This is a genomic window from Morganella morganii (genome assembly GCF_019242955.1).
Taxonomy (GTDB): Bacteria; Pseudomonadota; Gammaproteobacteria; order Enterobacterales; family Enterobacteriaceae; genus Morganella; species Morganella sibonii.
The window spans coordinates 3,814,373-3,835,486 of record NZ_CP066129.1 but is presented as its reverse complement, the minus strand read 5'-3'; the positions used below and the strand labels follow the sequence as shown (position 1 = coordinate 3,835,486).

Below are 21,114 nucleotides of genomic sequence, written 5' to 3'. Positions count from 1 at the left end.
TGGGGGGATTTTTGTTCGTTTTATAATTTTATTTGAGCCAGTTCACACTTTTAAATGAAAACAACCGACATGCTTTCCGATGGGTTGTGTAGACTGGCCGCCATTTTGTATGAGGCACCTTTACATGACCACTGAGACTGAAATCTCTTTTGCTGACATTGGTTTATCAGCTGATATTTTGACTGCACTGGACGACCTGGGCTACGAAAAGCCGTCCCCGATCCAGCAACAATGTATTCCGCACCTGCTTGCCGGACGTGATGTCCTGGGTATGGCACAGACAGGTAGTGGTAAAACGGCGGCATTCGGCCTGCCATTACTGAATAATATTGATCCGAACCTGAGAGCACCACAGATTCTGGTGCTGGCACCGACCCGTGAATTAGCGGTTCAGGTTGCGGAAGCCTGTACTGATTTCTCCAAACATATGCGTAACGTGAATGTGGTCGCCCTGTACGGCGGTCAGCGTTATGACGTCCAGTTACGTGCTCTGCGTCAGGGACCACAAGTGGTTGTCGGGACTCCGGGCCGTCTGCTGGATCACTTAAAACGCGGCACCCTGGATTTATCCAACCTGAAAGGTCTGGTTCTGGACGAAGCAGATGAAATGCTGCGCATGGGCTTCATCGAAGACGTTGAAACCATCATGAGTCAGATCCCGGCAAATCACCAGACCGCGCTGTTCTCTGCAACCATGCCGGAAGCTATCCGCCGCATTACCCGCCGTTTCATGAAAGATCCGCAGGAAGTGCGCATTCAGAGCAGCGTGACTACCCGTCCGGACATCAGCCAGAGCTACTGGACTGCTTACGGTGCACGTAAGAGCGAAGCACTGGTTCGTTTCCTGGAAGCGGAAGATTTTGATGCGGCGATTATCTTCGTCCGTACCAAAAATGCGACCCTGGAAGTGGCAGAAACGCTGGAGCGTAACGGCTACAACAGCGCAGCACTGAACGGTGACATGAACCAGGCACTGCGTGAGCAGACACTGGAGCGCCTGAAAGACGGCCGCCTGGATATCCTGATTGCAACAGACGTTGCTGCCCGTGGTCTGGATGTTGAGCGTATCAGCCTGGTTGTTAACTACGATATCCCGATGGATGCGGAATCTTACGTTCACCGTATCGGCCGTACCGGTCGTGCAGGTCGTGCGGGTCGCGCACTGCTGTTCGTGGAAAACCGTGAACGCCGCCTGCTGCGTAACATTGAACGCACCATGAAACTGACCATCCCTGAGGTAGAATTACCGGATGCAGAGATGATCAGCCAGCGCCGCCAGGAAAAATTTGCTGCCACTATCCATGCAGAAATGGAAAGCAGCAACCTGGATCAGTATCGTGCACTGCTGAAAAAACTGGTTCCGGCAGACAGCGATGAGTCTGAAGCCGATATCGATATGGAAACCCTGGCTGCGGTTCTGCTGAAAATGGCAGAAGGTGAGCGCAAACTGATCCTGCCGCCGGATGCACCACGTCGTCCGCGCCGTGAGTTCAACGATCGTGATGATCGCCGCCGTAATGACCGCAATGACCGCAATGATCGTAACAGTCGTTTCGGTGATCGTCCGGAGCGTGGTTCAGAACCGCGCCGTGAACGCCGTGACGTGGGTGATATGGAACTGTACCGCATTGAAGTGGGCCGTACCGATGGTGTTGAAGTCCGCCACATTGTGGGCGCGATTGCTAACGAAGGGGATATCAACAGCCGTTACATCGGTAACATCAAACTGTTTGATACTCACTCAACTATCGAATTACCGAAAGGTATGCCGACTGATCTGCTGCAGCACTTCACCCGTACCCGTGTTATGAACAAACCAATGAACATGACATTAGTCGGTGATGCGAAGCCGTTTAACCGTGAACGCCGCAGCGGCGGTAATGATCGTGGTAATGACCGTGGTGGTAACGGCGGCCGCAGTTTCGGTGGTGGTAACCGCCGTGACGGCGAGCGTTCTGACCGTGGTAACAGCGATCGCCGTCCGCAGGGCGAGCGCCGCAACTTCCGCCGTGAAGACGGAAACTCCGCACCGCGCCGTCGTACCAATAATGACGCATAATTGATTCTCTGAATCATAAAAAGCCCGGCCGGGGATATCCCCGCCGGGCTTTTTTTTATACGCCTGAAACCTGAAAACAAGTATTAAATCAGCCCCAGAGCCTCTTTCAGCGGTTTGAGGTAGCGGCGGCTGACCGGGATGGTTTCATCGTTACTCAGAATCAGCTCCGCCTGGCCGTTATCGCCCAGCAGAATTTCCCGTAAACGGGTCAGATTAACCAGATACTGCCGGTGGCAGCGCAGCAGCGGGGTGCGCGTTTCCAGAGTACGCAGCGTCAGCTCGGTAAACCCTTCCTGGCCGTGTGCGCTCATCACAAACACACCGCTGATGCGGGAATTAACATACACCACATCCTCAACCGGCATCAGCCAGATACGGTTATGGCCGCTGCACGGGATATAGCGCAGCTGTTCTGTCTGTTCCGGGGTCTCTGCCGGCCGGATCTGTCCCTGGCGCAGCCGGTTCAGGGTTTTGTCCAGACGCTCTTTCTCTACCGGTTTGAGCAGATAATCAAATGCATCTTCCTCAAAAGCCTGTAATGCGTACTCTTCAAAGGCGGTGAGAAAGACAATCGCAGGCCGGTGGCCGGGGTCGAGCATACCGACCATTTCCAGTCCGGTAACGCGGGGCATCTGGATATCCAGAAACACCACATCCGGCTTCAGGCGATGGATTTTACCGATGGCATCAATGGCGTTGGTACATTCACCCAGGATATGAATGTCAGGATACGCATCGAGCAGTAATCGCAGGTTTTCCCGGGCCAGTGGTTCATCATCAACTATTAAAACATTCATAGTGTCATTATCATTTTTTTAGTTATCTGGCGGTGCTGCCGCACCTGCCGATGAATCGAAGGGTAAGGTCAGAATAATGGTTGTTTTTACTTCCGGCTCACAGTGAACACTGAGGCCATATTGTTTACCATAACGGACTTTGATGCGTTTATCGACCAGCCCCATGCCCAGCCCGTCACTCATTCCGGTTGGCTGATACAGCCCGGCATTATCGGTGATCAGGATGACAAGGGCATTGCCCTCTGCCCGTGCGGTTATGGTAATTTTTCCCTGCTCAAATATCTGTGATGTGCCGTGTTTTATCGCATTTTCCACCACCGGCTGTAACGAAAAGACCGGCAAAGTGGCCTGTTTCAATTCATCCGGAATGGCGATATCCACACACAACTGCTCACGGAAGCGGGCTTTTTCAATCTGTAAGTAAGCATTCACATGCTCAATTTCAGCCGCGAGAGTGGCAATCTCACCGGGGCGCTTTAAGTTTTTGCGGAAAAAGGTGGAGAGATTCTGTACCAGATGCCGTGCCTGTTCCGCATCGCGGCGGATCACCGCCTGTAAGGTATTGAGCGCATTAAACAGGAAATGCGGATTGACCTGGGCATGCAGCAATTTCACCTCTGTTTCAAGTAGTGACTGCTTACTTCGTTCAAACTGTCCGGCCAGGATTTGTGCCGACAACAGACTGGCAATACCCTCTCCAAGTGTGCGGTTAATCGAGCTGAACAGGCGGTTCTTCACTTCATACAGCTTAATCGTACCGACCACCTGTTTATTTTCCCCGGTCAGCGGGATCACCAGCGTGGAGCCGAGCTTACAGTGCGGATTGATTGAGCAGCAGTACGGCGTTTCGTTGCCGTCGGCATAGACAACCTCATTATGGGCAATGGCCTGCCGGGAATAGCGTGAGGCAATCGGTGTGCCCGGCAGATGGTGATCCGCCCCCACGCCGATAAAGGCCAGCAGTTTTTCCGTATCCGTGATAGCAACCGCTGCCACATTCAGTTCGTCATACAGCACCTGCGCCACCTGACGGCTGTTGGTCTCGTTAAATCCCTGGCGCAGCACACCATCTGTGCTGATCGCCAGTTTCAGCGCCTGGGCGGAAAATGCACTGGTGTATTTTTCAAAGATGGCGCGTCTGTCCAGCAGGATGCGGATAAACATAGCGGCGCCGATGGTATTGGCAATAATCATCGGTGCGGCAATATCTTTCACCAGATTCAGTGCTTCATTAAACGGCCGTGCCAGTAACAGAATAATTGCCATCTGTGCCAGTTCGGCAACAAAGGTCACACCGGCTGCGGTCCAGGGGTTGAACAGTTTGTTGATCTGTCCGCGTTTCATATAGTACCGGTGCACCATACCGCCGATCAGCCCCTCTGCAATGGTGGACACCATACAGCTGAATGCCGTCATGCCGCCGAGAGAATAGCGGTGCAGACCACCGGTAAAGCCGACCAGCAGCCCGACGGACGGACCGCCGAGCAGACCGCCGAGTACCGAGCCGATAGCCCGTGTATTGGCGATAGAATCATTGATATTCAGACCGAAATAGGTGCCCATGACACAGAAAACGGAGAAAATCAGGTAGCACATCAGCTTGTGCGGCAGGCGGACAGTCACCTGTAAGACCGGCAGCACCAGCGGCGTCTTGCTGAGTACCCAGGCGATAACCAGATACACACACATCTGCTGAAGCAGCAGGAAAATCAGATTGTAGTCATACATTTTTCTGTCGGATCACTTGCCGGGGGAAGATTATTTGTAACTATCTGAGATTTTATATTAAAAATAGTTTTTCAGCAGGTGTATAAGGCCGGGGTTGAAGGTATTATGCTGTGATCTGGCGCACAAATATCTTAACGGTTTTTGCTGAAATCAGTAATACTGACAGCTTCCCCTTCTTCATCGTTTTTTCCAGAACAATTTTATTCGGGATGATTCCACCCTGAATAGTTTCACAAATGATAGTTAAGGCCGAAATCAATAATGAAAAAAAGAACAATCTATCTGATCCTGCTGATGCTGGTCTTAATTGCGATGGCTGCACTTTTTCGTGCCCACAACCAGTATCTTTTATTGCAGGGCGAAGTCGATGCACCGGAGGTTATTGTTTCCTCTAAAGCCAAAGGACGTGTTGTTGAGCGTCTGATTGAGCGTGGTGACGACGTCAAACAGGGACAGGCGCTGATCCGCCTGACCAGTCCGGAGCTGGAGGCACAGGTTGCCTCACTGGTGGCTGCCCGCGACCAGGCACAGGCTCAGTTAACCGAATCCCTGAACGGTACGCGTGAAGAGAGCGTACGTAATTATGCCGCACAACTGGCGCAGTCTCAGGCTGAACTGGCGAATGCACAGCGTGATTTTCAGCGGATGAGCAGTATGTCCGGAAAGGGCTATGTATCAAAAACCGAGCTTGATCAGTCCCGCCGTGCCCGTGATGTGGCACAACAGCGCGTACTGGCCGCCAAAGCACAGCTCGACCAGGCGAAAAACGGTGACCGCACAGAGCAGCGTCAGCGTTATGAAGCGGCATTGCGCCAGGCAGAGCAAAAACTGGCGGAGTTAAAAGTCCAGCAGGATGAACTGACGGTTACCGCACCGGTGACCGGTGAAATCGGGCCGATTCCGGCTGAAATCGGTGAGCTGTTTAATGCCGGCAGTCCGCTGGTGACGATTATCCGTCTGCCGGAAGCGTATTTTGTCTATAACCTGCGTGAAGATATTCTCGCGGATGTGAAAAAGGGCGACAAAATCACGCTGACCGTTCCGGCGCTGAAAAATCAGGAAATTGAGGCTGAAGTCCGCTATATCGCACCTATGGGGGATTACGCCACCAAACGCGCCACCCGCGCCACCGGGGATTTTGATCTGAAAACCTTTGAGGTTCGCCTCTATCCGGCGCAGCCGGTGGACGGATTAAGACCCGGTATGAGTGCATTATGGCGCCGGGATAAGTAATGAGGCTCCCGGCAATATGGCGCGGTTTCCGTAACGCATTCTCACAGGAAACCCGGATGGCGGTGCGCAGTCCGGTGTTCCACTGGCTGAGCTGGCTGTTTCCGCTGATGTTATTCGCACTGGTCAGTGCCAACTTCTCTGAAGGTACATTACTGGATTTACCGGTTTCCGCCATCGATTATGACCACAGCCCGCTCTCGCGTACGCTGGTACGTAACCTGAATGCGGCCTCACACGCCAGTATCACACCGCAGGATGATAAAGAGGTTGCACTTGAGCGCATGGGGAGTGCGGAAGATTATGCCATCCTGGTGATCCCGCCGCGTTTTGAAAGTGATGTGCTGTCCGGCAAGCAGCCGACAACCCGGATGTTTTTTAATGCACTGTTTTATGCTTCCGGCAGTTATGCCACCCAGGACTTCAGCGGGCTGATTGCCGAACTGAACGGTCAGTACCGCTCTGTTCTCGCTTCTGAAATGGGGAAAAATGTCCCGAAACTGGCACAGGTGACGATGTCCTATGACACCCTGTTTAACGCCAGCGGCAGCTATATTTATTATCAGCAGTTTGCTGCCACGATCCATATGCTTCAGTTGTTTGTGGTGACCTGTACGATTTACACCATGTCACGCAGCACCATGCTGCAATCCATTAAACCGCTGTTCAGCGGTGTGCTCGGCAAGCTGGCACCGTATACCCTGTTTTTCACGGCACTGCTGATGATCGAACTGGGTGTCCTGGTCACCGTTTTTGAGGCTAAAGTCACCGGGAATCCGGTCTATATGCTGATGATAGGTTTCTTTTATGTGATGGCCGCCCAGAGCATCGGCCTGCTCCTCTATACATTCACCCGTGATCCGATGATGGCTTACAGTATGATCGGGATGCTGGTGAGTATGGCAATGGCCTTTTCCGGGATGACCGTGCCGGAGCTGTCGATGATTCTGCCGGCACGGATTATCGCGAACATCGAGCCGCTGACACATGCGCTGAACGCCATGTTTGATATCTTCCTGCGGGAAGTCTCGTTACAGCATATCCTGTATGTTTGTGCGTTATTGCTGCTCTATCCGGTGGGCGCGACTTTCCTGATCCGTAACCGCCTGCCGAAACGGCTGGCATTACAGGGAGGACACGCGGTATGAAACTGTATTTCCAGACATTCCTGAAAGTACTGCTCGGTATGCTTGAAAAACCGATGTGGATGCTGCTGATTATCTCGCTGTGTGTCATGAGCCTGGTCTATGTGCATCCGGTACTGTGGGACTTACCGGTCGCGGTGGTGGATCAGGATAACACGGTGGCCAGCCGTTCACTGGTGCGGGAGCTGGACGCCACCGCAAAAGTGGAACTGCACAGTTATGACAACCTGGCCGCAGCCCGGCAGGATATGATCATGCGTGATCTGTTTGCGATCATCATTATTCCGCAGGATTTTGAACGCAATCTCTTACAGGGCAAAAATATCACGGTGCCGGTATTTGGTGACGGTACCAACCGTATCGCCAGCGGGCAGATTCAGCAGGAGCTGAGCAAGGCATATCAGCAGATCCTGGCGGATTACAATACCAAAATCCTGACAGCCAATGGCTATACACCGGAGCAGGCATCAATACTGATCGCGCCGATTCAGTCGGAAACAGTCGGGATGTATAACCCGGGCGTCAGTTTCGCCGCCATTGCGCTGCCGGGGCTGCTGGTCATGCTGTTGCAGCACACACTGCTGATCGCCTGTGTCCGTGTCAGTATTGCCGTGCGCAGCACACCGAAAGGTAAACCGCCTCTGGCAGTCTATCTGGGAGCGCTGAGTGCGCTGCTGCCGATCTGGCTGTTCCTGTCGACCGTCTTCTTCGCGTTGTGGCCGTGGGTACTGGGGTATCGTCAGGAAGCGCCGATGTATGAATTGTGGCTGCTGACGTTCCCGTTCCTGCTGGGGGTTCTGGGACTCGGGAAACTGGTCACCGAATGTCTGCGCAGTGTGGAGATGATTTACCTGACGCTGGCCTTTGTCACCACACCGGTCTTTTATATGTCCGGTACTATCTGGCCGTTACAGGCGATGCCGGACTGGGTACGGTTTATTGCCTCTGCATTGCCGTCCACCTGGGCGACCAAAGCGATTGCCGGTATCAACCAGATGGATTTGCCGTTCAGCGGCGTACAGAACGATATTATTATGATGCTGGTGCTCGGGATTATTTATACGCTGCTCGGTGTTTTTATCGGTATGTTACGTGACGGAGAATTACGGCGTATAACGCATTCTCTGCGGCGGTTATCGCGGCGGAAAAACAAAGCCCGTTAAAATAAATGAAATCCCGTGCCTGTCACGGGATTTTTTTGGCCGGTATATTTTGTATTTCCGGCTATACTTATGATATCGGACATAATTCAGAAGTAATACTTAACATAATGGCAGGGACGTCATATGGCTTATTGTAACGATTTTGACCCGATGGATCAGTTTTATTGCCGTGATGGTGAAATTATGGATATTTCAGAAGAGGTAAAAGCACGGATTTATACCAACCGGCGGATAATACGTTTTCTGCGGAAATTACTGACTGAAAGAAAAACAGAAACAGCATGCAAACCGTATACCGGACTGGGTGAATCCATTTATTACCAATGTGCGGACAGTGAACCCTCTGTTGAAACAGCAATGAGCCGTATTCCGGATGCACTGATAAAAGATATTGCGGTGACCAGCTATCACGGTGCTGAGCGGGCGGTAAATACGCTGGCTGATTTTCCGTTTCCGGTTATCGATATTCCGATGAGTTTTTTACGTAATAAACGTCTGTCAGGCGGATATCAGATTATGAAAGAGAACGCGGAAGCAATTTACCTTCTGCGTTTTCTGGCTGATCCCTATGAAAATTTTAAAGAAGCGATTGAGATTATCGTGTCAGCGGCTTTAGAGGATATGCCGGTGTCCAGAAGGAAGATGCTTAATAATTTTTTTCAGGAAAATATTATTAGGTCTAAAAAAGAAGAAATTGAAAAAGATACTCTCGTATTCACTAATGATTATATTGATGATAAAACTGCCCACTATACCCCAATAGTTATAGGTAATTCAGTATTAAGGAAATATCTCGTCACAGCGATATCCTCCGGCATAATTGCCGCTGTTACCTATAAATTCCCCGATCTGTTTAGTCAGAAAGAGTTGGTTATTAAACGGTCGGTGGTTGTTGCAACACTCCTGTACAGTTACGGCACTATCGAAAAAATGGCCCGTGCGGCACAACGGTTAAAAGAAAGAAATTACGCGGTTTATCAGGCATTAGATCGTGCACAACTGTCACTGATCTACTATTTTCTGGAAGATGAACTGGCAAATTTTGTGTTACTGGCTGCGAAGCCCTCCGGCCGGTCAGCAGATGAGGCTTTTGTGCAGGAGGTTCGCAGCCTTATCGCACGTTATAGTCAGTAGTTATTATCATCGGTAATACTGTAGCCGGAAGTTCCGGCCATAATATGGGAGGTGGTAATATCCCGGTATTTTACGGAGATATACTCTTCCGGCTGAATATCATTGCGCAGAATATTATTAGGCGAACGAGTGGCGTAATTAACGATACTCGCTTCATTGAGCCTTATTGTATAGTATTTTTCCGGGCCGCCATGTTGTGATATCCGGAAAAAATCAAAGGTCAGGGTTAATCTTTCATTATTGGCGATGGCTACTAAAATCAGCGGGGAAGATTTATCAATTAATTTTACAAAATCAATCGGATGATGGCTGAGGTTCTGATCACGGGTTACCGCACAGTCAAATTCAGTAATAAAGATATAATCTTCTTTACCGGACTGATACTTATTTCCTATAGAATCTGAAGTACAGCAGCCTCTTGATATTAAACCCTGTTGCTTTCCTTCCAGCTTTAAATAGATTATGTTTGCCATAGCCTTGTATCCTTACAATGGAGTATTTAATGATAGTAGCATACAAACTCAGTAGTCGGTTGCAATCAGTTATATTCTCTGTTTTTTTAATGATGGCAGGTAACAGCTATGCAAGTGAAATAGTCAAGTCTGAAACTATTTATTCCGCACGTAAACCGACAGATATCGCTGATAATCGTTCTGTAGTATTAAAGGCCAATGCGCTGATCCAGTTGCAAATCGGACTACTGTATGAAGAAGGTATCGGTTTTCCGCAGAATTATGTATTTGCTCGTTACTGGTTTGAAAAAGCAGCAGAACAGAATAATGCAGATGCGTTATTTTATCTGGGATCTTACTATATTCATGGTTCAGGTGTTGAGAAAAATAAAGAAAAAGGCCTGTCACTATATAAAAAAGCATCTGAATTAGGTTCTCCTCGTGCAATGAACAACTTGGCACTTCAGAAAAAGCAGGAGGGTAAAACGGAAAGTGCTATTTTTCTTTATAAAAAAGCAATAGATCTTGGATCTGATGCGGCAATTTTAAATCTGAGCGGGTTGTACCAAAAGATGGGAGAATATGATAAGTCTGAAGTTATATTATTATCTGCTATGGATAAGGATGATTTTATAAAGTCAGATGCACTGAATAAGCTCGGAAATTTATACTCAAGAAAAGATTTTAAGAATTATAGTTTTAAAAAAGCAGAGGGATATTATTTGGAATCTATTAAGTTAGGTGATGATGTATCACTAAATAATATTGGCATGCTGTATTTTTATAACGAACAATATCAGAAATCATTCAATTATATAAAAATGGCAGCCGATAAAAATTTACCGGATGCCATTAATAATCTTGGTTCATTATATCAGCATGGATATGGTGTAGAACAGGATCATGCAAAAGCAATATCACTGTATGAAAAATCAGCGGAGATGGGCAGTCCCGGCGGTTATTTTAATTTAGGCAGCCTGTATGAACATGGAGATGGCGTAAAACAAGACGATAATAAAGCCATCGAATATTACGAAAAAGCATTAGCTGCAGGGCATTATCCGGCACAGAAAAAAATTGATGACCTCAGGAAAAAGAACGATAAATAAGGTAAGGGAATTTCTATGAGAATGATAATAAAAACAGTGTTATACGCTTTGGCTATTATATTCTCTTCTCCCGGTTACGCCGCAGTAACACATTCGCATGAGAAATATACAACGCAGGTAAATAAAGCTAATGCACTAATCCAGTTACAAATCGGACTGCTGTATGAAGAAGGTATCGGTTTTCCGCAGAATTCTGTATTTGCCCGTTACTGGTTTGAAAAAGCAGCAGAACAGAATAATGCAGATGCGTTGTTTTATCTGGGTGAGTTTTATATGGATGGTTACGGGGTTGCTAAGGATGTGAAGAGAGGATACCAACTATATCAAAAAGCAGCGGAATTAGGATCTTCACATGCCATGAATAATCTGGGATTGCTGGCAAAGCAGGAAGGAAATATTGAAAAAGCAATTACTCTCTATAAACAGGCGATCGCATCAGGAGCGGATACTACCCTTTTAAATTTAGCGAGTCTTTATCAGGAGAATGGAAACTATGAGGAGTCTGAAAAACTACTATTAGTTGCATTGGGAAAAAAAGATTATAATATAAAGTCAGAAGCATTAAATAAACTAGGTACTATATATAGCCGGTCTGACTATGAAGGTTATGATCCAAAAAAAGCAGAGGAATATTATTTGGAGTCAATAAAGCTAGGTAATGATTTATCTTTAAATAATATTGGTGTTCTTTATTTTAAAAGCCATCAGTACCAGAAAGCATTTTACTACATTAAGCTGGCAGCAGATAAAAATATTCCTGGTGCAATAAACAACCTTGGTGCTCTATATAAATATGGCCATGGTACTACACAAGATTATACAAAAGCATTATCTTTGTTTAAACAGTCCGCTGCACAGAATAATTCTGTTGGGTTATTTAATTTAGGGAGTATGTATGAAAAGGGCGAAGGCGTAAAACAAGACGATAATAAAGCCATTAAATATTACGAAAAAGCATTAGCCGCAGGGCATTATCCGGCACAGGAACGAATTGATTTTCTGAAAGCGAAACGTAAAAAATAAAGCCGGATAACGGGCACGCTTATATCGTATATCGCGCCCGTTCTGTTCTGTTACTCAATACCGGCGATCAGCGATATCTCCATACAGGCACCGAACGGCAGCTGTGCCACGGTCAGTGCATTACGGCTGTGGTAGCCTTTCTCACCGAAAACATCATGGAAAACCTGTGAACAGGCATTCGCCACCACATGGGGATCTGTAAAATCCTGAGTGCCGTTGATCATGCAGTTCAGGTTGATGATCTTTTTAATCTTATTCAGATCACCCACCGCACCCTGCAATGTACCGAGCAGATTAACAGCCAGCTGACGGGCAATTTTCTCACCTTGTTCAATGGTCAGATCCGCCCCGAACTTACCGGTATTTAGCTGCTCCCCGGTTTTGGATAAATGACCGGAAAGTGTAATGGTGTTATCAAAAATCACATACGGCTGAAATTTTGCATCTGGTACAACGACCGGCGGCAGTTCAATATTCAGTGCGTTTAAACGGGCATAAACATCAGTCATTGTTATTTCCTTCTGTTATTCCACCAGTTCCAGGCCCGCCACTTTACGCCAGTAGCCGTTGCAGTTTTGTGCCTGTGCCAAATCCAGCGGTTGTGCGCCGGTTTCATTCTGACGGAAATGGTCAATGACGGCCAGATCGTCCGGGGCTTCCGGGGAGATCCGCACAATATCAACCAGTCCCTGCATAGAACGCAGATCATTGCCGAGGTTATAGCAGTAACCACTCTGGGTCTGAATCCCGTTAAGGACAAAGACCTGCTGATTTTCCTGTGAGAGCACTTTGCGCCCCTGCGGATAACTGATACAGCAGGTTTCGCAGTCATCTTTGGCGCGGTTTTCCGAACGGGCGGTGAAGCAGCGGGCGGAGTAGGCCAGCGGCAGATGGCCGTAGCTCATCACTTCCACTTCAAATTTGTCACGGATCTCCAGCTCTTCACACTGTTTCAGCAGGTTAACCAGCCAGTCACGGGAGAGTTCCACCGGCATACACCAGCGGGTCATGCCCTGTTTTTGCAGGATTTTCAGTGCCGGGGCGTTATAACAGTTCAGGCCGTGTCCGGCGACGAACGGCAGCCCGCGTTCATGCAGCATATTAATCACACCGAAATCATGCGCTTCGATCATAAACCCGCCGTTATCGACCAGTTTGGCGATCTCTTTCAGCTCAGACGGAGCCTGTAACAGCGCCAGCGTGGAAATCACCACCTGTTTGCCGCATTCAGCAACGGTTTTGGCGAGATTTATCCAGTCGTCCGGTTTCATTTCCCGGCGCTTGCTGCACACGGTTTCACCGAGATAGATAATATCCGCACTGCTTTGTACTGCCTGCTGATAAAACTGTTCCAGTGTTGCTTTCGGCCAGTAATAGAGGACTGAACCTAATGAAAATTGCATCGTTTTTCTCTCCGTTACTGCCATTTGCGGTGGTAAGCACCGAGGGTAGTCTGCCGTCCTTCTGACATACCGCCGAGGGTCTGCATCCACGCGGCATCCGGCGCATAGTTGTCCGGATCGGCCTTGCAGCGGTCAATCGCCTGACGCCACACTTTGGCCACATCAGTCACATAGGCCGGGCTGCGCTGGCGGCCTTCAATTTTCACTGACGCGATATTGGCCGCCATCAGTTCCGGCAGCAGCTCCAGCGTGTTGAGGCTGGTCGGCTCTTCCAGAGCGTGGTAAGGCTTGCTGTCCACGCAGTAGCGGCCTTTGCAGAGTGTCGGATAACCGGCATTCTCATCCGCACCGTAGCGGTCAATCAGCACGTCATTCAGGCGGGATTCGAGTCCCTGCGGGGTTTCCTGCCAGCGGACAAACCGTGCCGGTGAGCAGGCACCGACGGTATTCGGGGATTCCCCGGTCAGATAGGAAGAGAGGTAGCAGCGGCCTTCCGCCATAATACACAGACTGCCGAATGCAAAGACTTCCAGCGGCACCGGGCTGGTGCGTGCCAGCTGTTTTACCTGATGAATAGAGAGCACACGCGGGAGCACAATACGGTGCACATCAAAATTGCGCTGATAGAAACGAATAGCTTCAGTATTGGTGGCGGACGCCTGCACAGAGACATGCCGCTCAATATGCGGATAGCGCTCCGCAGCATATTCCAGCATGGCGATATCCGCGAGGATCAGGGCATCCGCCCCCAGTTGTGCGGCCATATCCACCGCCCGCTGCCAGCGGCTGAAACCGTCCGGATGGGCAAAGGTGTTAATCGCGATATGCAGGTGACGCCGGTGGCGGTGAACATAATCCACCGCCTCGGTAAGTTTCTTTTCAGTAAAATTCAGACCGGCGAAGTGACGGGCATTAGTATCATCTTTCAGGCCGATATAAACCGCATCCGCGCCGTTATCAATGGCGGCTTTCAGTGCGGGTAAATTACCGGCAGGACACAATAGTTCCATGGTGAGACTCTCAGACTGAATAATAAAAATGATCGGAAATTGTAAATGGCAGGCTAAAAAAGGTATTGACCTGAGGCAGGTTAGTGAACATTTGCCGCAAAAAATCACCCGGTTTGCGGATATAAAAGCGGGATGTTCTCTGCGGCAGGGGGAAAATCGGGTATATAATAGAAACAATGACACGAAAAATTGACCGGAATCCTGAGTTATTTCCGCAGATTCTGGCACAATGACGCAGTAATTCAGATTAAGGAGTCAGTACGGTGTTTGCCAAAATTCGTTCCTCGCTCGTACACAACGGGCCGGCGTTATTGCGGTTTCCGCTGAAATTAACGCCGTTTACCCTGCAAAAACAGGTTCTCCAGCAGGTTCTGGCGCGTCAGTTTGAAGAGGCGCTGACAGAAGGTGATCTCGATTTTCTGGAAAATAAATGGCTGAAAGTGGAAGTCCGCGACCTGGCGCTTCACTGGTATATCAGTAACCGTGACGGCCGTCTGGTGGTCAGTGCGGATGAACAGGAAGATGTCAGTTTCAGCGGTAACGCTAATGATCTGGTGCTGATCGCTGCCCGCAAAGAGGACCCGGATACTCTGTTCTTTCAGCGCCGTCTGCGCATTGAAGGGGACACCGAGCTGGGTCTGTATGTCAAAAACCTGATGGACTCGATTGATCTTGACGGTATGCCGCCGCTGCTGCGCACGGCATTAATGCAGCTGGCTGACTTTATTCAGGCCGGGCTGGCGGAAGACGAAGATAAATCACACGCAGTGGTGACCTCATGCTGATCCGCACAGAAATTCCGGTTGATGCCGCCGGTATCGATACACTGCTGCGCAGCGCATTCGGGCGTGATAATGAAGCTGATCTCCTGCATTCGCTGCGGGAAGACGGGCTGCTGACCTTAGGTGTGGTTGCCACTGATGATGAGGGGCTGGTGGTCGGTTATGCCGGTTTCACACCGGTGGACGTGGAAGGCGAAGATTGTCAGTGGGTCGGACTGGCGCCGCTTGCGGTGGCAGAGGCTTACCGTGGTCAGGGGATTGCGAAGCAGATGGTTTATGAGGGGCTGGACAGCCTCAATGAATTCGGTTACGGCGCGGTTGTGGTGCTGGGCGATCCTGAAATCTACGGAAAATGGGGCTTTAAACCGGCAGCCGAATTTGATTTGCACTGTAAATGGCCGGATACCTCACCGTATTTTCTGATCCATCCGCTGGAAAATGATGCCGCAGACCGTTATCACGGACTGGTTAATTTCTCACATCACTTTGACAGCTGTGAATAATCACCACCGTTAAGGTATGTCGTCAAATCAGAAGGCTGGTCACTGACCAGCCTTTCTTTTTTCTTCTTTGTCAGCCGCTTGACCCGGTATTCTTCTTTTGACGCTATTGAGCGATCCGCAAGTGCAACCTGATACACCACGCTTAACCCGGTTTTCCCCCGCAGGTATTTTGCCCCTTTTCCGGACTGATGTGTTGCAACACGTTGTGCGACATCACGAGTGATCCCTGTGTAAAGATATCCGGATTCTGTCCTGATTATGTAAAGAAACCACGTGTTTATCTCTGCATTATCATTCATTTTTGTTTAATCGTGCGTTTTTGTGTTTATATGAAAGTCGAATATTTTGCTGATTTGCGTCGCGGGATAGTCACGCAAGTAATTAATTAATCAGTGGTATTCACCATGGTAATTCTTTTCGCAGATTAATTAAAACCCCAATCATCAATTTTATTGAACAACTACAGCAGAAATAGCTAATTTTCTTTTTCGACGGAGGAGCATAATATGACTCACATCACAGAGAGAGACAAAAACGTCTCATGATATTACGTTTATTCTAAGGAATCATAATATGAAAATTTCAACAGTAATCCCTGCAATTTTAGCTTTAAGTGCCGTTTCATTTGGTTCAATGGCTGCTACCGAAGTACAACATAGCACACAAGCACCTGTCGGTGTTGTTTCTGTCAGCGATATTGATACCCTGGCTGATGTGACTGCTGCCTTATCCAAAAAAGCTGATGAAGCTGGTGCAACTTCTTTCCGCATCATCTCTGCAGGCGGTGAAAACCTGATGAGTGGTACTGCGGAACTCTATAAATAATTCCTGAGATTTGCCATACAATACAGCCCGTCTGACGGGACTGTCTGAACCAGCACCGGATGATATACTCTATCAGCCGGTGTGGTTTTATGGGGGGTACTGTATGGAATTACCGCACGATTCAATCCTGTCTTATCTGAAGAAAAATCATGTCTTTACGCTGTGTGCCACTGCCGGAGATGACCTGTGGTGCGCCTCCTGCTTTTATATTGCGGATCCGGAAGCGATGATGCTTTATTTCCTTACTGAACCGCATACCCGGCACGGCACCCTGATGCAGCAGAACCCGCGGGTGGCGGGAACTATTTCTGCACAGACGGTCACGGTGGCAAAAATCCGCGGGATACAGTTCCGGGGGGAGATTGTTACCCTGTCAGAGGAAGAGGAAAAACAGGCCCGGGCACGTTACTGCCGCCGGTTTCCGGTGGCCGTCGCCGCAAAAACCCCGTTGCGGGGGCTGCGGCTGGATGAGATTAAGATGGTGAATAATACGCTTGGGTTCGGAAAGAAACTGCACTGGTCGCGTTTCAGCGTTGGTTTCAGCGCAAATAGTGAATAACCTGGTTACTGCTGCCGCGCCAGATCAGCATCGGGTCATGCAGATCCTGCACAAATTTCCCGTCAACTAATACATTGATATGCTCAATGACTTCCTGCTGGGCATCATTCAGTTCATCCAGTTTATAACCTGTCCACATCCAGATATCTTTTTCCGCCGGGCACTCGCGGCGGATACGCCGCACCAGTGCCAGAATCTCCGGCACATTGTGCGGATGCAGGGGATCACCGCCGGACAGTGTAATTCCCTGACGTTTTACACGGGTATCACAGAGGTCGGCGATAATTTTATCTTCCAGTTCCCGGGTATACGGCACACCGGAATCCGTGCGCCATGTACTCTGGTTATAACAGCCGCGGCACTGATGCACACAGCCTGAAACAAACAGCGTGCAGCGTGTACCCGGCCCGTTGACGACGTCAACGGGGTAATACTGATGATAATTCACAACTCAGCCTAATTGTCCGTTATTCAGGTGTTTAACGCGGCGTTTCACTTCTTCCTGTTTCCCGGCGTTAAACGGACGGGCATCCGGGCTGCCGAGATAACCGCATACACGGCGGATGACGGATACGCGGGAAGCGTCATGATTACCGCATTTCGGGCAGACAAAACCTTTGCTGGTACAGTTAAACTCACCGGCAAATCCGCATTCGTAACACTCATCAATCGGCGTGTTGGTACCGTAGTACGGAACGCGGTCATAGCTGTAATCCCAGACATCTTCCAGTGCTTTCAGGTTGTGCTGAAGGTTCGGGTATTCGCCGTAACAGATGAAACCGCCGTTCGCCAGCGGCGGGTACGGTGCTTCAAAATCCAGTTTGTCGTACGGATTGACCTTTTTCTCCACATCCAGGTGGAAGCTGTTGGTGTAATACCCTTTGTCTGTCACACCCGGGATGAGCCCGAACTCAGCAGTATCCAGACGGCAGAAGCGGTCGCACAGGTTTTCACTCGGCGTGCTGTAGAGGCTGAAACCGTAGCCGGTTTCTGTTTTCCACTCATCGGTTGCACGGCGCAGACGTTCCACGATGGCAATGCCCAGGGCGCGGCGCTGTTCATCGTCATACATGTGTGTTTCAGTGCCGGTCAGAGCATTGATGGTTTCATGGATACCGATGTAACCCAGAGAAATTGAGGCACGGCCGTTTTTAAAGATTTCAGTAACGGAATCATCCGCTTTCAGCCGCACACCGCAGGCACCTTCCATATACAGAATCGGCGCGACGCGGGCTTTGACATTTTCCAGCCGTGCGATACGGGTCATCAGCGCTTTTTTGGCGAGCACCAGACGTTCATCCAGCAGAGACCAGAAATCCGTTTCACTGCCCTGTGATTCGATAGCAATACGCGGCAGGTTCAGGCTGATAACCCCGAGGTTGTTACGCCCGTCGTGGATCATTTCGCCGTTCTCTTCATACACACCGAGGAAACTGCGGCAGCCCATCGGGGTTTTAAAGGAACCGGTAACTTTCACTACCTGATCGTAGTTCAGGATATCCGGGTACATCCGCTTGCTGGCGCACTCTAACGCAAGCTGTTTGATGTCATAGTTCGGATCGCCGTACTGGTGGTTGAGGCCTTTTTTAATAGCGAAGACCAGTTTCGGGAATACCGCGGTTTTGTGATTTTTTCCGAGACCGGCGATACGGTTACGTAAAATCGCCTGCTGGATCATGCGGGATTCTCTGGATGTGCCCAGTCCGAAGCCGAAAGTGACAAACGGGGTCTGTCCGTTGGCGGTGTGCAGTGTGTTGACTTCATATTCCAGTGACTGGAAAGCGTCATAACACTCTTTTTCTGTGCGGGCATTGGCATAACCTTCCGCATCCGGAATCTGCCACTCGTTTGCCGTTTTCAGATGTTTGTTATAGCTGGCAGTGACAAACGGCGCGAGAATTTCGTCGATACGGTTAATCGTGGTACCGCCGTAAATATGGCTGGCCACCTGGGCAATAATTTGTGCTGTTACCGCAGTCGCGGTAGAGATGGACTTAGGCTGTTCTATCTCGGCATTACCCATTTTAAAGCCATGAGTCAGCATGCCTTTCAGATCGATCAGCATGCAGTTAAACATCGGGAAGAACGGCGCGTAGTCCAGATCGTGATAGTGAATTTCACCACGTTCGTGTGAAATTACAACATCACGCGGTAAAATGTGCTGTTTTGCGTAGTGCTTGGCAACGATACCCGCCAGCAGGTCACGCTGTGTCGGGATCACCTTGCTGTCTTTATTGGCATTCTCGTTGAGAATGGACATATCACTCTGTTCGACCAGCCCGCGGATCTCATTATTGAGGCGGCCGCGCAGTTCACGTGCCACGTCGCGGTCATGACGATATTCGATGTAAGTTCTGGCTAACTCTTTGTAATCACCGGACATTAACTGATTTTCAACGGCGTCCTGGATCTCACCGATATCCACTTTTTTCCGGTCACCCAGCAGGGAGGCTACCCGGGCGGCAACCTGAGAGCAGTAGTCATCATCATTAACACGTGCGGCTTTAGCGGCTCTTTTAATGGCATCCCGGATGCGTGATTCATCAAAATTTACCTGACATCCATCACGCTTAATCACGATAGTGTGCACTTTGCTTCTCTCCGGCAGTTTGGTTATCCACAGGGTAAAACCTGTTATAATGCGGCTTCATGGCGTTGTGGATAACACTGTGAATAAATACTATATCTTGTGTGCTTTGTATTATATAGCACTAGATATAGATTTCCTCCGGAATAAGGCGATTGAAATTGATTTAAGTCAAAGTATTTTGGCGACATCAGGTAAACCGCACACTCCGGTTAAGTGTAAAAATGTGCGGTTTGATTGCTGAAATTATAGTAAAAGTTATTTCTGTCACTTATCAGCGTTGTTTTTATCATCTTTGAAGACGAAAACATAACCGATACAGGCGGTGAGCAGTACGCAGACCCCCGCAGCGATAGCCAGCAGGAACCCGGTATCAATGCCGTAAGTATCAATGATCATACCGACACCGGCAGAGCCGAGTGCCACACCGACCGCCAGGCCGGTAATAAGCCAGGTAAAACCTTCTGTCAGCATATTGGCCGGTGCTTCACGTTCCACAAAGCCGATAGCGAGGATCATGGTCGGCGAGAAGAAGAAGCCGGCGACGAACATGGTCAGCCCCAGACCGGTCAGATTTGTGACCAGCAGCAGCGGCAGGGTGGTCAGCAGTGTGGCGGCCGCCGTGAAGACAAACTGCTTTGTGTAGCTGAACGGCAGACGTATCGCACCGAAGATAAACCCGGCGATACAGGAACCGGCGGCATAGACAGACAGCACATAGCTTGCCCCTTTCGGATATCCCTGTGCATTGGCAAAAGCAACAGCCAGTACATCCACCGTCCCGACAATCACCCCGAGTGCAAGCAGAACCACCATCAGCAGCTGAATAGCGGGCAGGCGCAGCACGGTGCCTTTCGCCAGCCCGTCACGTTTATGTACAGGCGGCTCAGTCCGTTTCTGGCAGACCACCAGCATCGTTCCGATTATCAGAAAAATAATTGCCGCCAGCGGACCGGCCTGCGGAAACAGCGCGATACAGAGTGTGACCGACAGCGGCGGCCCGATAATAAAGCTGATTTCATCCAGTACGGACTCAAAAGAGTAAGCCGTCTGCAAACGCGGATCGCCCTTATAGATATGTGTCCAGCGGGAGCGGATCATCGCGGGCATGCTCGGGATCGCCCCGACAAAAACAGCGGACAGCCAGATTGCCCAGTCCGGAGCATCATAAACCGTGCATAACAGCAGAACGGCAGTCGCGGGCACACTGATCACCAGCGTTTTCGGCAGGATACGGCTCTGCCCGTAGCGATCCACCAGACGGGCGATCAGCGGGGCGCAGAATGCCGCCGAAAAAGTATAAACAGCTGCGGTTACGCCGGCCATAAAGAAAGAATCACGCAATTGGGCAATCATGGTAATGATCCCAATCCCCATCATGGAGACGGTCATCCGCGCGATAAATCCCGCACCGGAAAAAGCTTTGGTGCCGGGATGCTGAAAGATGACACGATAAGAGCTGAACATAACAACCTCACAGATACCCGTGGTATTACAGACGGGTATGATTTTAACTGCCGGAAGTAGCCGGCTGTAATGCAATTAACATACATTGCGTATGTGAATCTATTGACATACGCGATGTATGTCAATAAAAAAGTGTTA

Annotated in this window: 22 protein-coding genes; 12 read left to right on the top strand and 10 right to left on the bottom strand. The window is 49.6% G+C overall.

Annotation, left to right across the window (positions count from 1 at the left end; genetic code table 11):
* The first annotated feature begins 54 nt into the window (after positions 1 to 54).
* Complete coding sequence (gene yrbN, locus JC793_RS19865; RefSeq protein WP_107680073.1) at positions 55 to 135, top strand: protein YrbN; 81 nt, start codon at positions 55 to 57, stop codon at positions 133 to 135.
* A complete protein-coding gene (locus JC793_RS17930; protein WP_166708774.1) occupies positions 125 to 2,059 on the top strand; it encodes a DEAD/DEAH family ATP-dependent RNA helicase in 1,935 nt (644 codons plus the stop codon). The genes yrbN and JC793_RS17930 overlap by 11 nt, the downstream gene beginning before the upstream one ends.
* 83 nt (positions 2,060 to 2,142) lie before the next feature.
* On the opposite strand, the gene btsR is transcribed toward JC793_RS17930, so the two are convergent.
* Both btsR and JC793_RS17920 read right to left on the bottom strand, forming a co-directional pair.
* Entirely contained in the window at positions 2,143 to 2,856 is a 714-nt protein-coding gene (gene btsR / locus JC793_RS17925; protein ID WP_024474269.1) for a two-component system response regulator BtsR, read from the bottom strand.
* Positions 2,857 to 2,874: 18 nt separating this feature from the next.
* Positions 2,875 to 4,584, bottom strand: coding sequence for a sensor histidine kinase (locus JC793_RS17920; protein WP_046894285.1), 1,710 nt, complete (start codon positions 4,582 to 4,584; stop codon positions 2,875 to 2,877).
* Positions 4,585 to 4,845: 261 nt separating this feature from the next.
* On the opposite strand from JC793_RS17920, the gene JC793_RS17915 reads away from it, so the two are divergent.
* The 4 genes from JC793_RS17915 (at position 4,846) to JC793_RS17900 (ending at position 9,256) form a co-directional block, all read left to right on the top strand.
* Positions 4,846 to 5,817 (top strand): HlyD family secretion protein, encoded by a 972-nt coding sequence (locus JC793_RS17915; RefSeq protein WP_046894286.1) that lies wholly within the window; start codon positions 4,846 to 4,848, stop codon positions 5,815 to 5,817.
* The gene (locus JC793_RS17910) at positions 5,817 to 6,962 is read left to right on the top strand and encodes an ABC transporter permease (protein WP_166708771.1); all 1,146 of its coding nucleotides are present in this window, start codon (positions 5,817 to 5,819) and stop codon (positions 6,960 to 6,962) included. The genes JC793_RS17915 and JC793_RS17910 overlap by 1 nt, the downstream gene beginning before the upstream one ends.
* On the top strand, positions 6,959 to 8,122 hold the full coding sequence (locus tag JC793_RS17905) for an ABC transporter permease (protein ID WP_182106093.1): 1,164 nt from the start codon (positions 6,959 to 6,961) through the stop codon (positions 8,120 to 8,122). Before JC793_RS17910 ends, JC793_RS17905 begins: the two co-directional genes overlap by 4 nt.
* 123 nt (positions 8,123 to 8,245) lie before the next feature.
* A complete protein-coding gene (locus tag JC793_RS17900; protein ID WP_218426930.1) occupies positions 8,246 to 9,256 on the top strand; it encodes a hypothetical protein in 1,011 nt (336 codons plus the stop codon).
* On the opposite strand, the gene JC793_RS17895 is transcribed toward JC793_RS17900, so the two are convergent.
* On the bottom strand, positions 9,250 to 9,729 hold the full coding sequence (locus JC793_RS17895) for an Hcp family type VI secretion system effector (RefSeq protein WP_182106186.1): 480 nt from the start codon (positions 9,727 to 9,729) through the stop codon (positions 9,250 to 9,252). The two genes, JC793_RS17900 and JC793_RS17895, sit on opposite strands and share 7 nt — an antisense overlap.
* Before the next feature lie 29 nt (positions 9,730 to 9,758).
* Here JC793_RS17895 and JC793_RS17890 point away from each other — a divergent pair, with 29 nt between their 5' ends.
* Both JC793_RS17890 and JC793_RS17885 read left to right on the top strand, forming a co-directional pair.
* Positions 9,759 to 10,817, top strand: coding sequence for a tetratricopeptide repeat protein (locus JC793_RS17890; RefSeq protein ID WP_218426929.1), 1,059 nt, complete (start codon positions 9,759 to 9,761; stop codon positions 10,815 to 10,817).
* Positions 10,818 to 10,832: 15 nt separating this feature from the next.
* Complete coding sequence (locus JC793_RS17885; protein WP_218426927.1) at positions 10,833 to 11,840, top strand: tetratricopeptide repeat protein; 1,008 nt, start codon at positions 10,833 to 10,835, stop codon at positions 11,838 to 11,840.
* Between the two features lie 50 nt (positions 11,841 to 11,890).
* Here JC793_RS17885 and JC793_RS17880 read toward each other — a convergent pair whose 3' ends face one another.
* Genes JC793_RS17880 through ubiU form a run of 3 tightly spaced genes read right to left on the bottom strand, consistent with a single transcriptional unit; the run spans position 11,891 to position 14,253 of the window.
* On the bottom strand, positions 11,891 to 12,349 hold the full coding sequence (locus tag JC793_RS17880) for a RidA family protein (protein WP_052926786.1): 459 nt from the start codon (positions 12,347 to 12,349) through the stop codon (positions 11,891 to 11,893).
* A gap of 15 nt (positions 12,350 to 12,364) precedes the next feature.
* Complete coding sequence (locus JC793_RS17875) at positions 12,365 to 13,243, bottom strand: U32 family peptidase (RefSeq protein WP_218426925.1); 879 nt, start codon at positions 13,241 to 13,243, stop codon at positions 12,365 to 12,367.
* Between the two features lie 14 nt (positions 13,244 to 13,257).
* The gene (ubiU, locus tag JC793_RS17870; RefSeq protein ID WP_054423962.1) at positions 13,258 to 14,253 is read right to left on the bottom strand and encodes a ubiquinone anaerobic biosynthesis protein UbiU; all 996 of its coding nucleotides are present in this window, start codon (positions 14,251 to 14,253) and stop codon (positions 13,258 to 13,260) included.
* Between the two features lie 263 nt (positions 14,254 to 14,516).
* Here ubiU and ubiT point away from each other — a divergent pair, with 263 nt between their 5' ends.
* Together ubiT and JC793_RS17860 are read left to right on the top strand one after the other, a co-directional pair.
* Positions 14,517 to 15,038 (top strand): ubiquinone anaerobic biosynthesis accessory factor UbiT, encoded by a 522-nt coding sequence (gene ubiT, locus JC793_RS17865; protein WP_046894292.1) that lies wholly within the window; start codon positions 14,517 to 14,519, stop codon positions 15,036 to 15,038.
* On the top strand, positions 15,032 to 15,538 hold the full coding sequence (locus tag JC793_RS17860) for a GNAT family N-acetyltransferase (RefSeq protein WP_218426923.1): 507 nt from the start codon (positions 15,032 to 15,034) through the stop codon (positions 15,536 to 15,538). The genes ubiT and JC793_RS17860 overlap by 7 nt, the downstream gene beginning before the upstream one ends.
* On the opposite strand, the gene JC793_RS17855 is transcribed toward JC793_RS17860, so the two are convergent.
* Positions 15,517 to 15,837: a GIY-YIG nuclease family protein gene (locus JC793_RS17855; RefSeq protein ID WP_282102746.1), complete on the bottom strand. Its 321-nt coding sequence runs from the start codon at positions 15,835 to 15,837 to the stop codon at positions 15,517 to 15,519. The genes JC793_RS17860 and JC793_RS17855 overlap by 22 nt on opposite strands.
* Before the next feature lie 274 nt (positions 15,838 to 16,111).
* On the opposite strand from JC793_RS17855, the gene JC793_RS17850 reads away from it, so the two are divergent.
* Positions 16,112 to 16,363 (top strand): YdgH/BhsA/McbA-like domain containing protein, encoded by a 252-nt coding sequence (locus JC793_RS17850; protein WP_046894295.1) that lies wholly within the window; start codon positions 16,112 to 16,114, stop codon positions 16,361 to 16,363.
* A 103-nt stretch (positions 16,364 to 16,466) separates the two neighbouring features.
* On the top strand, positions 16,467 to 16,922 hold the full coding sequence (locus tag JC793_RS17845; protein WP_052926807.1) for a YhbP family protein: 456 nt from the start codon (positions 16,467 to 16,469) through the stop codon (positions 16,920 to 16,922).
* On the opposite strand, the gene nrdG is transcribed toward JC793_RS17845, so the two are convergent.
* From nrdG to JC793_RS17830, 3 genes are all read right to left on the bottom strand, one after another.
* Positions 16,903 to 17,370, bottom strand: coding sequence for an anaerobic ribonucleoside-triphosphate reductase-activating protein (gene nrdG, locus JC793_RS17840; protein WP_166708762.1), 468 nt, complete (start codon positions 17,368 to 17,370; stop codon positions 16,903 to 16,905). The genes JC793_RS17845 and nrdG overlap by 20 nt on opposite strands.
* Before the next feature lie 3 nt (positions 17,371 to 17,373).
* Positions 17,374 to 19,512, bottom strand: a complete 2,139-nt coding sequence (gene nrdD / locus JC793_RS17835) for an anaerobic ribonucleoside-triphosphate reductase (RefSeq protein WP_218426921.1) — start codon at positions 19,510 to 19,512, stop codon at positions 17,374 to 17,376.
* Between the two features lie 264 nt (positions 19,513 to 19,776).
* Positions 19,777 to 20,976, bottom strand: a complete 1,200-nt coding sequence (locus JC793_RS17830; RefSeq protein ID WP_218426919.1) for an MFS transporter — start codon at positions 20,974 to 20,976, stop codon at positions 19,777 to 19,779.
* Positions 20,977 to 21,114: the final 138 nt, after the last annotated feature.